General features: G+C 52.1%; 10 protein-coding genes and 1 riboswitch. Of the genes, 5 read left to right on the plus strand and 5 right to left on the minus strand.

What is annotated here, in order from left to right:
• From B3W37_RS11715 to B3W37_RS11730, 4 genes are all read right to left on the minus strand, one after another.
• Positions 1–489, minus strand: a 489-nt coding sequence (locus tag B3W37_RS11715; RefSeq protein WP_483175886.1) for a formate/nitrite transporter family protein, incomplete at its 3' end; no start/stop codon positions are given.
• A gap of 105 nt (positions 490–594) precedes the next feature.
• Complete coding sequence (gene fdhF / locus B3W37_RS11720; RefSeq protein ID WP_483171787.1) at positions 595–3,297, minus strand: formate dehydrogenase subunit alpha; 2,703 nt, start codon at positions 3,295–3,297, stop codon at positions 595–597.
• Between the two features lie 18 nt (positions 3,298–3,315).
• Positions 3,316–4,536 (minus strand): NADH-quinone oxidoreductase subunit NuoF, encoded by a 1,221-nt coding sequence (gene nuoF / locus B3W37_RS11725; protein ID WP_481041377.1) that lies wholly within the window; start codon positions 4,534–4,536, stop codon positions 3,316–3,318.
• A gap of 25 nt (positions 4,537–4,561) precedes the next feature.
• Positions 4,562–5,008: an NADH-quinone oxidoreductase subunit NuoE family protein gene (locus B3W37_RS11730; protein ID WP_481041375.1), complete on the minus strand. Its 447-nt coding sequence runs from the start codon at positions 5,006–5,008 to the stop codon at positions 4,562–4,564.
• Positions 5,009–5,477: 469 nt separating this feature from the next.
• Here B3W37_RS11730 and B3W37_RS11735 point away from each other — a divergent pair, with 469 nt between their 5' ends.
• Complete coding sequence (locus B3W37_RS11735; RefSeq protein WP_483175888.1) at positions 5,478–6,053, plus strand: hypothetical protein; 576 nt, start codon at positions 5,478–5,480, stop codon at positions 6,051–6,053.
• Positions 6,054–6,168: 115 nt separating this feature from the next.
• On the opposite strand, the gene B3W37_RS11740 is transcribed toward B3W37_RS11735, so the two are convergent.
• Positions 6,169–6,369 carry a cold-shock protein gene (locus B3W37_RS11740; RefSeq protein ID WP_481043032.1) on the minus strand — a complete coding sequence of 67 codons (201 nt, stop codon included), beginning with the start codon at positions 6,367–6,369 and terminating at the stop codon, positions 6,169–6,171.
• A 305-nt stretch (positions 6,370–6,674) separates the two neighbouring features.
• Between B3W37_RS11740 and B3W37_RS11745 the strand changes: the two genes are divergently transcribed.
• The 4 genes from B3W37_RS11745 to cobT form a co-directional block, all read left to right on the plus strand.
• Positions 6,675–7,781 carry an efflux RND transporter periplasmic adaptor subunit gene (locus B3W37_RS11745; protein ID WP_483171789.1) on the plus strand — a complete coding sequence of 369 codons (1,107 nt, stop codon included), beginning with the start codon at positions 6,675–6,677 and terminating at the stop codon, positions 7,779–7,781.
• Positions 7,782–7,784: 3 nt separating this feature from the next.
• On the plus strand, positions 7,785–10,901 hold the full coding sequence (locus B3W37_RS11750) for an efflux RND transporter permease subunit (protein ID WP_483175890.1): 3,117 nt from the start codon (positions 7,785–7,787) through the stop codon (positions 10,899–10,901).
• A 63-nt stretch (positions 10,902–10,964) separates the two neighbouring features.
• Entirely contained in the window at positions 10,965–11,663 is a 699-nt protein-coding gene (locus B3W37_RS11755; RefSeq protein ID WP_483175892.1) for a DUF2284 domain-containing protein, read from the plus strand.
• Positions 11,664–11,721: 58 nt separating this feature from the next.
• Positions 11,722–11,909, plus strand: a riboswitch (cobalamin riboswitch).
• 79 nt (positions 11,910–11,988) lie between these two features.
• The coding region (cobT, locus tag B3W37_RS11760) for a nicotinate-nucleotide--dimethylbenzimidazole phosphoribosyltransferase (protein WP_483175893.1) at positions 11,989–12,782 on the plus strand (794 nt) is incomplete at its 3' end.

The raw sequence follows: 12,782 nt of genomic DNA on the forward strand, positions 1-12,782 counted from the left end.
CTCCAATTTGCCTTTGGCAACCGCCAGGGCTTTGGCCCCCACGGCTCCTTTAAACAAGCCCGTGGCCATGGCGCCGTCCGGTCCTACCCCGTAAAAGCCGCCGGCCACGATGTACACTAACAGCAGTGATCCTACGAAGTTGGCGATCCAGACCACGACCCAGTTCTTTAAGAGGTCTCCCCAGCTGCAAGAACCATTCATGGCCCCGATCATCATAAACATGTTATTGCCGGTAAACAGCTCGGCCCCGCCGATAACCACCAGCATCAGGCCGGTGCTGAATACGGCGCCGAAAAACAATTGACCCAGGCCGTTGCCCAGGAACTTGGGAATGTCGTTGCCGACTACAGTGGCCAGGTTGGCTCCAAAGCCGATGTAGACCCCGGCCAGGATACCGAGAATGAACAACTTGCCAAACGACAGCTTGGATTTAGCTGCGCTGATATTGCAGGCATTGCCCGCTACTTCTCCGGGTGCGAAACAGTTCATTTACAAATTTCCCCTTCCTTTTTTGTTTTAGCGCTCGAATGAAGCTCTAACATATAATCCCCTAATGCTTATCCAGCTTAGCCCATATATTCTCTCTAAGCAAAGCTAAATTTTCTCTACTTTGGCTGCTGATACCTTGTACTCCGGAATCTTGGCCACCGGATCCAGGAATTCAGCACTGGTCAACCGGTTGGCAGCAGTTTCAGCGAAATGGAAGGTCATAAACACCACCTGCGGCGCCACCATTTCAGTGACTTTGGCGGTTACTTCCAGGCTGCCCCGGCGGGTCGAGATCTTGAGCAGTTCGCCGTTTCCGATCCCTTTCGCTTTGGCCAGTACCGGATTGATCTCCAGTTCGGCTGTCGGCATATGCGCGTTCAAAGCTGAGGCACGGCGCGTCATGGTTCCGGTGTGATAATGGAATAGACTACGTCCCGTGGTAAGGATCAAAGGATAGTCATCATCAGGCAGTTCACCCGGGGGGATATAGTCGATAGCGGTGAAAGCCCCCTTGCCTCTGCTGAAATTACCGTCTTTGTGCAGGAATGGTGTACCCGGGTGCTCCTCAGTGGGGCAGGGCCACTGCAAACCACCCTTTTCCAGGCGGGCATAATTGATACCTGCGTAGGAGGGAGTAAGTTTGCGCATCTCTTCAAAGATCTCTTCAGCATCGGTGTAATTCATAGGATAGCCCATACGGGAAGAGATTTCACATAGTATCTCCCAGTCGGCGAGAGCCTGTCCGGGCGCCGATACCGCTTTGCGCACCCGCTGCACCCTTCTTTCGGTGTTGCTGAAAGTGCCATCCTTTTCGGCGAAGCAGGATCCTGGCAATACCACGTCGGCATACTTGGCGGTTTCAGTGAGGAATATGTCCTGCACCACCAGGAAGTCGAGCTTTTCCAGGGCCTCTTCCACATGCTGAAGATCAGGGTCGCTCATCATGGGATTTTCACCAAATACATAAAGCGCTTTCATTTCGCCATGGTGGGCCTTGTTGATGACTTCAGTGAGGACCAAGCCGTTCTCTTTGGGCAGGCTTATTCCCCAGGCCTGTTCGAATTTGGTTCGTACGGCTTCATTGGTGACGGCCTGATAAGCCGTATACACTACCGGGAGAGCACCCATATCACATGCACCCTGCACGTTGTTTTGCCCACGCAGGGGATCAACTCCAGTCCCGGGGCGACCCATGTTGCCCGTAAGCATGGCCAGGTTGCAGACGGATTTTACATTGTCAGTACCGGTGCGGTGCTGGGTAAGGCCCATGGCATAACAGATGGCGGCGTTACCGCTCTGAGCGTACAGCCGGGCCGCGGCACGGATGTCCTCTGCGGGTACGCCGGTGATCGGTTCTGCGAATTCAGGGGTGAATTTCTCCACCACTGCCGCCATGGCTTCATAACCCTCGGTGTGTTCCGCTATGAAAGCCTGGTCGGCCAGGTCTTCGCTGATAATGACGTTCATCATGGCATTGACCAGGGCTACGTCAGAACCGGGCAAATGCGGCATATATACGTCAGCTATCTCGGCCAGGTCGGTGCGGCGCGGATCGGCTACGATCAGCTTGGCTCCGTTATAAAGCTTGTTCTGTTTTATCTTCATCCCGATAACAGGATGGTTCTCGGTGGTATTGGATCCAATAACAAAAATACAGTTGGCGTCTTTTTCCAGTTCGCCAATGGCATTGGTCATGGCTCCGCTTCCGAATGCTGCCCCCAGACCGGCGACAGTAACGGAGTGTCAGAGACGGGCGCAATGGTCTACGTTATTGGTTCCCAGGACGGCGCGGGTGAACTTTTGCGCCAGGTAGTTCTCCTCATTGGTAACGCGAGCAGAGCTGAATACAGCAATGCTATCGGGACCGTGCTGGATTTTGATTTCGCCCAGGCGTTTGGCCACCAGGTCGAGAGCTTCATCCCAACTGGCTTCCCTGAACTCCCCATTTTCCTTAATAAGTGGAGCGGTCAAGCGATCGGGGGAGTTAATGAAATCCCAGCCGAAACGACCTTTGACGCATAGTGCGCCTTTATTGACCGGGCTGCCTTCCAGGGTGCGGTCAGAGGTCACTCCGACAACCTTGTCATCTTTCACATTCAGTTCCAGGGTGCAGCCGGTTCCACAGTAGGTGCAGGTGGTGAGCACCTTGTCTACCTCATAAGATCTGCCCATTCCGGCGCTTACCTTGCTGGTTAAAGCCCCCACCGGACATACCATTACGCACTGTCCGCAGAACACGCAGGGGGAATCGGCCAAATTACCGTCAAAGGATGTGGAAATCTTGGCATTATGGCCGCGGTTTTTGACATTTATAGCCCGGGCCACGGTAATGTCTTCACAAGCCCGGACACAACGAGTGCACATAATGCATTTGTTATAATCCCTTTCCAGGAATGGGTTGGGATCGTCAATAGGATATACATGGCGTCCGCCGTCTTCGAAACGGCTTTCTTTTATGCCGTATTGATAACAATAGTCTTGGAACTTGCAGTCACCGTTCTTTTCGCAGACCTGACAATTGAAATCATGCCTGGCTGCCAGGAGCTCTAAAATGACTTTGCGGGCTTCAATAATAGCCGGGCTTTCGGTTTCCACTACCATGCCGTTTTCGGCCGGGGTCACACAGGAGGCCACAAATAAGGGGCGTCCCTTTACATCCACCAGACACATGCGGCAAGAGCCTGCCAGGCGGAGGTCAGGGTCATAACATAGTGTGGGAACAGGTATGCCGGCAGCCTGGCAAGCATCCAGAACAGTGCTGCCACGAGGAGTTTGTATCTCTCTGCCATTGATGGTCAGAGTAATCATGGCTTTCCCTCCTTTCCGTTAGATTTGCAGTCTGGCTTGATATTCCGCGTTGAAATGTTCCAGGGTGGTCACGATCGGGCCGGGAGCTGCCTGCCCTAATCCACATAGACACGCCTTTTGCATTACCCGGGACAACAAGGCCAGTTTATCCAAATCTGCCGGGGCCGCTTGCTTCTTGTTTATCTTCTTCATAATCTCATAAGCACGGAAAGTTCCCTCTCTGCAGGGATTGCATTTTCCACAAGATTCATGTTCAAAGAATTTTGCAATGCGGGTTACGACATCTACAATATCACGGGTTTCATCCATGACCAATACAGCGCCGGTGCCCAGGGTAGCCCCGATATTTCGCATGGAATCGGCATCTATGGGCGTATCCAGCAATGATTCGGGAATAAATCCCCCTGAGGTTCCGCCGATTTGCACCGCCTTGAATTTCTTGCCGCCGCGAATTCCCCCGCCAAAATCAAAAATCACTTCGCGGATGGTGGTGCTGGTTGGAACTTCAATGGGGATGCGATTCACCACATCGCCGGTCAGGGTCAAAACCTTGGTCCCCGGATAGCTTGGGGTACCAATGGAAGCAAACCATTCTCCCCCCTGCATTACGATATCAGGAAGATTTGCAAAGGTTTCAACATTGTTCACCACGGTTGGCTTGGCCCATAAGCCTGAAACGCCCGGAAATGGTGGCTTAAAGCGAGGCTCCCCGCGGTGGCCCTCAATCGACTCGATTAATGCCGTTTCTTCGCCACATACATAAGCACCGCCACCCATGCGGACCTCAATATCGAATTCCCCGAGGACTCCGCTGTTGCGGGCTTGATCGATAGCGCGGCGCAGCAAGTCCACCACATAGGGATACTCCCCTCTGCAGTAGATATAGCCTTGTTTGGAATCAATGGCGTGACCACATATTGCCATTCCTTCCAGCAGGCGCTGGGGGTCTTTTTCGACAATGGTGCGGTCCTTGTAGGTTCCTGGTTCCCCTTCGTCCAGGTTGCATACTACATATTTGACCGGGGCGTCTGGAACAAAGCTCCATTTCATGCCTGCATTAAAACCTGCCCCCCCGCGACCCCTCAGATTTGATTTCTTCACCTCGGCGATTAAATCCTGACGAGACATGCTGCGAGCTTTTTGCAGGGCTTGATAACCGCCGACTTGAATATAATCCTCTATCTTCTCAGGATTGATTTGGTCGGCGTTGCGCAGAACGATGCGCATTTCTGCAGCCATCTTACTCCCTCCTTTCCTATTAAGTTTACTTGCACAGGGCTAGCACCGCTGGCACTTGTTCTGGGTTCATATCTACATAAGGTATGCTGTTGATAGTAATGACTGGAGTTCCCTGGCATTGTCCTACGCATTCGGTGAGTTCCAGGGTGAATTTGCCGTCTGCTGTGGTTTGACCTACTTTGATGCCTAGTGCATCTTCAAAGGCCTTGATGAGAATATCCGCTCCGGCAATATGACATGGCGCGCTTTCGCACATGCGAATAATATACTGGCCCCGCTCGGCCACGGAGAGGTACGAATAAAACGTCGCCACGCCGAACGCTTGGGCAGCAGATATACCGAAGACTCGTGCCGCTGTTTCAACCGCTTCCTCAGGAAGATAGTTGTATTCCCTTTGCACGGCATGATAGGCTTCTATAATTCCCCCCGGTTTACCCTGATAAAAAGTAATGATTTCTTGGATGTTAGCCACCTTTACACCTCCTTTCATAACAATAAGGACATCAGACGACCCCCTGCCTGCTGATGCCATTCTTCCAGTTAATATTAATTCGTGATTTATTCGAAAATACCTGCCTGATTTGAGTACTTTGTCGACAATAATCCAAGAACGTAAGCGAAAAATGAAATAGATTGGAATTGCCCGGATAAATCCGGCTGAAAAATCCTGCATGAGTGAAATGCTGCCAGACAGTAAAATGAAGGAATGTCGAAAGCGCATGATTGCATACAAAGTTTACGTAAGATACGACATTAAAATATTACTTCGGCAGGATAAACCATGTGTTTGTTGAAATAATATCAGGTGTTTTTGCGTCTAAATAATGGGTCAATCGTGGCAGGTAATGTGCAGAGATATAGATAATGTATCAGCCAGGTTTAAAGGTCATTGCCTTAAAGGCTATGCATTCACTTACAAATTCAGAGAGAGAGGGATAAGATTGAAGAACGCCCAAAAAACGACTGCTATGATAGTGCTGTCATGTCTTTTACTGGGAATGGCTGGCTGCGCTTCAAAACCGCAGGAAAGCGCCGCACCAGCTGCAGCTCCAGCCGTTAACGAACCGGCTGCACCGGCAGAGAACCCATCAACCGGTCAGCAAGATCCGCCCGCAGCGCCAACTGAGCCATCCAAAAACCCGGCGGTTAAACCAAACGCTACCCTGCCGCCGAATGCTTCCGGTGAACCGGCAACGGCTGTTCAACAGCCCAGCCTGATTTTAGGCAGAGGTCGGGATGAAGGCAGCGGGCAGGTTACTCAGGCGGATACCAAATTTAAGGCCGGAGAACAGTTTTATTATGGCTTTAACAATGGCGTGCCATTTGGGGCCTCGAGCATACTACTGCAATATGAGTCAGCCCAGAGCGGGGAAGTGATCAACAAGTATTCGATTACCGTCGACCCGGCCAAGACTTACAATTGGGCCACCATCTCTTTTAAAGAGCCGGGACAATATAAACTGGTATTTATGGTCAACAACACCATTCGCGCCAGCCAAACCTTTACTATCGAATAAGCCAAAAAGGAACACGGGACGCAAGCGGGGACGGTTCTTGACTTGCGCGTTTGCGCGCAAGTCAAGAACCGTCCCCGCTTGTGTCCGTCAAAAACCTCCTACTGTCCCCGAGGGCTTAGGAGATGATATGCACGTTGGCAGCCTGCTGGCCTTTGGGACCTGTAGTAACGTCAAATTCTACGGTTTGCCCTTCGCTCAGAGAGCGGAAACCGCTGCTCTGAATAGCGGACTGATGAACAAAAACATCCTGTCCTGACTCAGATTCGATAAATCCGAAGCCTTTGCTGTCACTAAACCATTTTACTTTACCGATCAACTGTAAAATCCCTCCAAAAGTCGAATCAGGGAAATATATTCCCCCAAATCATAAATTTCTGCCGTCCACCCTTTGCTTTGACTTCATTCTGTCAGAGTGAACATAAAGAAATCATGCCCTAATAACATCAATATCATACCGCTATTCCCATCAACCGGCCCAAAGTGCCGCCAATCTAAATTAGTTAAGCAATTAAGCCCGGCATTATACCAGGATATAACAGCAGAATCCAACTAAATAGGAGGTTGTCTTTATTGAGGTTATGATGGAATATAAGAGAAGAAAAAGCCATGGAGGAGAAAATAATGCCGTTATCTAAATGGAAATGGTGGCTGATCGTTCTGGCAGTCGTACTAGTCCTGGGAGCCGCTATGATCAATAAAATACAGGGCCGATCGAACCTGGAAAGCGTCAATGCCGGGGCGCAGTCGGTAAGGACGGCTCAAGCGGAAATGGTGATCCGGCAAAATAACCTCAATGTGAGCGGCACCATTGACGCAGTGGAAAAAATCCTGATCTCGGCGCGGGTAGCCGGCATAGTTGAAAGCTTGAATGTCGACAACGGTGCCAGTATTAGATCCGGACAGACCTTGATTCAGATAGATGATCGAGCTTATGCCAACCTGGTAGAGGTCAATCAAGCCTCTTTCGTTCAGGCTCAGACCCAATTAGAAAGCACCCGCTCCGCATATGAGAGACTGAAACAACTGCATCAGGCGGGAGCGGCCTCGGATAAGGATTTCGAAGATATACAGGCCGCCTTGACGGCTGCCGAAGCAGATGTTTCCAAGGCCCAGGCTGCATTGAACAACTCCCGGGATGATTTGAAAAATACCCGGGTGTCCTCACCCATCGATGGTTTGGCAGCCAACCGCAGCGTGAACCGCGGGCAAATGGTATCACCAGGCACAGCCTTAATGGAAGTGCAGAATCTAGCCGAAGTTTATGTGATCATTTCCATAAGCCAGTCTGATTTGGGACAGATCAAAACTGGAATGGAAGCGGATGTCACTGTCGATGCATATCCCGGTCAGACCTTTAAAGGTGTTTTAACTTCAGTAAATCCCGCCGCAGACCCTCAAGCCAGGATATTTCAGTGTAAAATCAAGGTCCCCAACCCGGACGGCATATTGCGTTCCGGCATGTTTGCCAGCGCAGTAATCCATACCGGGGAAGCGACCAGCATTTTATGTGTTCCCGAGGCGGCTTTGACATCCAAACAGGAGCAGTTCTACGTTTTTGTTCCCCAGGATAATACGGCCAAATTGGTTGCGGTTGAAATCGGCGCGATCTTTGATGGCCGGGTGGAAATCAAGCAAGGCCTGGCCGAAGGGCAAACCGTTATTACCAGCAACGTCAACCAGCTCAAAGAAAACGACCCCATCCAAATCGTCCCGGAGCAGGGGGTATAGGCCATGTTCTTAACCAATCTAAGCCTGAAACGTCCGGTTCTAGCAACGGTAAGCATTCTGGCCCTGGTGGCCCTGGGGCTGTTCAGTTATTTGCAGCTGGCTATCAATGATTGGCCGGAGGTGGATTTTCCCTTTGTGGCGGTCACCATTGTCCAGCCCGGGGCCTCTCCGGAACAGATGGAAGCGAATGTGGCTGTTAAAGTGGAGGAGGCCATAGGTCAGATCGCCGGGGTCAAGCACATTTATGCCGAGACCCGTGAGAATGTCGCCATGGTGTGGGCGGAATTCACGGTGGAAACCAACAGCCAAATTGCTGCCCAGGATGTGCGTGACAAGCTGGCCTCCATCCGCAATCAGCTGCCGCAGGATATCAACGAACCGGTTATTTCCCGCTATGATCCCACCCAGGCCCCGATTATGACCCTGGCGGTCACCGGTGACGGTTCGTTGCTGGAACGCAGCCAGCTGGTCGAAAATATCATCAAGCCGCGTCTGGAGACCACCTCCGGGGTGGGGATGGTGGAGGTCTCCGGTGATGAACAGAGGGAAATCCATATTGATATGGATATCGACAAGCTCTCCGCCTACGCCATCAGCCCCGCTGAAGTTGCGGCAGCTTTGCAGCAGGAAAACATGGATGTGCCGGCTGGCAACCTTAACAGCGAGGATCGGACAGTATCGGTGCGGACTGCAGGGGAAATAAGCAGTCTCAAGGAATTCTCCGACCTCCCCGTAGCCCACCGGGGGGGCATATTGATAAAGCTCACAGACATCGCAACTGTTAAGGATTCTGTCAAAACACCGGAAAGCCGGGCCTTTTATCAGGGACAGCCGGTAATCGGACTAAATATCGTTAAACAGTCCGGTATTAATACGGTACAGCTCGCTGATGACATACGAGCCGCCATCAATAGGCTGAATCAGGATTTGCCCGCCGGGGTCGAAATCAATGTAGTGCGGGACAATTCCGTGCGGGTTCGGGCCGCGGTAAATAGTGTTTTGATTACCCTTTTTGAGGGCAGCATTCTGGCGGTTTTGACTGTCTTCCTATTTCTGCGCAACTGGCGCAGCACCCTGATTGGCGCCCTGGCCATTCCTACTTCCATCATCACCACCTTCCTGATGATATGGTTTATGGGCTTCAGCCTGAACACCATGTCCCTCATGGCCCTGTCACTGTCGGTAGGTCTGCTTATAGATGATGCCATCGTGGTGATAGAAAACATTGTCCGGCACATGCACCTGGGCAAAACCCCCTTAGAGGCCGCCCGGGAGGCCACCGCTGAAATCGGCCTGGCGGTTATGGCCACCACCTTTACGGTGATTGCGGTGTTCCTGCCCGTAGGTATGATGACCGGCATGGTAGGGCAGTTTTTTAAGCAATTTGGTCTGACGGTAATATTCAGTGTGTTTGTCTCCCTGTTGGTGTCCTTCACCCTGGTTCCATTGCTGGGCTCCAGGTACCTCAAGGAGGGTGAGGACCAGTATCGGGGAGTAATCGGAAAGATCCTGACCGCATTCGATCAGGGATTTGAATGGTTCAAATCGCAATATCTGCTGCTGCTGGACGCAGCCTTGGCGCATCGCCTCAAAACCCTGGCAGTAGCGGGAGTGTTATTCGTCGGCAGCCTGTTCGTGATACCGTTCATGGGCTCCAGTTTTGTACCCAACAGTGATTTCGGGGAGTTCAGCGTATTGTTGGATTTGGATGCCGGGATCACCCTGGATTCCGCCGCCCAGGTAGCAGCAGCTGCGGATCAGATTATAAGCCGTCATCCCCAGGTTTTAAGCACCTATGTTTCCACTTCAGCCGAGAACGCCCGCATCTTTGTGCAGTTGACCGACAAGAGCCAGCGTAAGGCGAGTATGGAAGACATCGCGGCGGAAATGCGGCAGCAATTGCAGACCCAGCCTGGTTTTAGCGCCAGCATGCTTTTCAACACTGCCATTGCTGAAACATACGCCTGGGAGTATCGTATTCAGGGAGATGATATAGAGCTAATGGCTGAATATGCGGCAAAGGCCCAGGGCATCCTGGAAAGCATCCCCGGGGTAGTTGACGTTTCCAACAGCTACCGGGAAGGCAGCCCGGAGACCAGATTGGAGGTAGACCGGCAGCGAGCCGCGGATTTGGGCATCAGCACCGGGTATATCGGCGATACCCTCTACACCCTGTTCACCGGGAGGGTGGTGTCACAGTATAAAGAGGGCGGGGAAGAGATTGATGTGCGTTTGCAGCTCAACGAATCACAGCGCCGCAGCCTTTCCGATTTAAGCCGGGTGTACTTGCCGACCTCAAACGGTAATATTGCCCTGAGTCAGTTTACCAAGCAGGTTTTCTCCACCTCCCCGCGTTCTATCGACCGCTTTGACCGCTCCCGTGAAATTGCCTTGATCGGCAATCTGCGGGGCATTTCTTTGGGAGATTTTAATAAGCAGTTTGCCCAGCGCATGGAGGAGGAACTCAAGCTGCCAGACGGTTATCGGGTATATGCCGGAGGTGATGCCGAAAGCATGGCAGACACATTCGATTCGCTGGGCTTAGCCCTGGTGATAGGTATTCTGTTCATATTCTTCATATTGGCGGCACAATTTGAAAGCTATATAGATCCCTTTTCCATCATGTTTTCCCTGCCTCTGGCCATTGTCGGAGCTATTCTGGGCTTGTTCCTGATGGGCAGCGATTTGAGTCTGGTTTCCATGATCGGCGTAATCTTGCTGATGGGCCTGGTAACCAAGAATGCCATACTGTTGATCGACTTTACCAAGCAAGCCCGGGCCAGGGGAGTGGAACGCAATCAAGCCTTGCGGGAGGCTGCCGCCACCCGCCTGCGCCCTATTTTAATGACAACTACCGCTATGATACTGGGAATGGTGCCAGTGGCCATGTCCCTGGGAGCAGGAGCCGAATGGCGGGCCCCGATGGCCCATGCCACTATCGGAGGCCTGATCACCTCCACCTTGTTGACTCTGGTGGTGGTGCCGGTGATCTATACCCTTTTCGACGACTTGACTCATTGGCGTAAAAAGCCTGTGCCTGAGGACATTGAAGCGAGCCCAACTGCCGCACCGGACGGTTTGCATGCCACTAGCCCAGAACGGGACGGTTATTCGCCATAAACAGTTATATAACTGACGGTTGTCAAATATATTGAAAAATACCGCCATGCAGGAGGTTGAACTATGTGGATCATATACACTGATAAGCAGGGAGACAACTATCCCCTTGAAATCGGCTTTAAATTGATCGACTCTTCCGAAATCTGCCATGATTATGACCGGATTACCGGCTACTGCCGGGAGGGATGCCCGGATTATGCCTCCGGGGGCTGTCCGCCTTACGCCCCGGCCTTGGCGGAGGTAGCGGTAAAATACCCTTACGGTATTTTGATCTATGCCAAGTTTCTTTCCCGCTTTAAGCCGGCCGGGATGGCGGCTGAAGATTTCAGCCTGCAGGACCTGGTTCTGTCAGATATGCTGAATCAACTGGGCTATGCGGTTATAGGCCAGCATCCGGATAGCTTGTTTTTCTTGAACTGCGGTCACTGCCAGGGATGTGGCACGGAAACCTGCAGTTTCAAACTGGGTGAGGAGAGCTGCCGCAAGCCTGAACGGCGCGCTTATTCCATCGCCGCTACCGGAGTGGATGTGACCCAGACCCTGAAGGATGTTTTTGATATCACCCTGCAATGGATCAAGGAAGGCAATCAGACCGAATACATCATCAAGGTCATGGGGCTGCTCAGCCCGGACCCCGAGTTGCCGCAGGCCATTGAACAGCGGCTGGAGCCGGTATTGAACAGTCTGGAATGCATAAAATACCAGGTTGGCAGCTCTGAAGCGGGGCTGATTTTGGAAGAGAGATATTCAGTTACTCTATAGATCGGATTATTTTTGTGCTTGTCAGTATTTCATGTGCAAGTATATAATTAAAAAAATTGAATCACCTCATGTTTCGGGTGCCCCTTTAGGGGATAATAGGGAATCAGGTGCAAGACCTGAACGGACCCGCCACTGTAACCGGGGAGTTCCAAGCCGTATAGCCACTGGGAAACTGGGAAGGCTGGCTTGTATCTAAGGAGCGTTTGATCCGGGAGTCAGGAAACCTGCCTGTAAAACATCTGGTTGAGAATGAAGGTAAAGTTCTCAGGCCTTAATGGCTTGGGGACTTTTTAATTTTGGCTAATACTAAAGGAGGTTTTATCAAATGGAACGACTGGAAGCAACCTTGCAGAGTATTGGAGAACCGAACCTTGAAGCGGCGCAAGCAGCGCAGAAGCGCCTGGACAATCTCACCAAACCCCTGGGCGCCCTGGGGATTATGGAGCAGATCGTAGTGCGCCTGGCCGCCATCCAGGGTAAAACTATCCCCGAACTGGGGGCTAAAGTGGTTATGGTCATGGCCGGCGACCATGGGGTGGTGGCCGAAGGAGTCAGCGCCTATCCCCAGGAGGTCACCCCGCAAATGGTACTGAACTTCCTTAATAACGGGGCCGCCATTAATGTTTTTTCCAACTATACCGGCTCCAAAGTGGTGGTCACAGATGTGGGAGTGATGAGTCCGGCCATTGAGCATCCCCGGCTCAATGTTCGCAAAATCCGGGAGGGAACCCGCAACATGGCCCGGGAAGCAGCCATGACCGAAGCTGAAGCAGTGGCTGCTATTGAAGTGGGAATAGAACTGGTTCAGGCTGAGATCGATGCCGGGGCGACCCTGGTGGCCACCGGGGAGATGGGAATCGGAAACACCACTCCCAGCAGCGCCATTCTGGCTGTATTTAGCGGGGTTGATCTGGATATAATCACCGGCCGCGGCACCGGACTTGATGACAGCGGCCGCCACAAGAAAATCGCGGTAATCAAACAGGCCCTGGAGCTAAACCAGCCCGATCCCGGCCAGCCGCTGGATGTGCTGAAGAAAGTAGGGGGACTGGAAATCGCCGCCTTGACCGGTGTCATTATAGGCGCTGCAGCCCGGCGCGTACCGGTGGTAGTGGATGG

The sequence above is a fragment of the Syntrophomonas sp. UBA5494 genome, from assembly GCF_002426325.1.

Coding starts and splice junctions, on each gene's coding strand:
- nuoF (WP_481041377.1), bottom strand. CDS start 4,536: ATGGCTGCAGAAATGCGCATCGTTCTGCGCAACGCCGACCAAATCAAT.
- B3W37_RS11745 (WP_483171789.1), top strand. CDS start 6,675: ATGCCGTTATCTAAATGGAAATGGTGGCTGATCGTTCTGGCAGTCGTA.
- B3W37_RS11750 (WP_483175890.1), top strand. CDS start 7,785: ATGTTCTTAACCAATCTAAGCCTGAAACGTCCGGTTCTAGCAACGGTA.
- B3W37_RS11755 (WP_483175892.1), top strand. CDS start 10,965: ATGTGGATCATATACACTGATAAGCAGGGAGACAACTATCCCCTTGAA.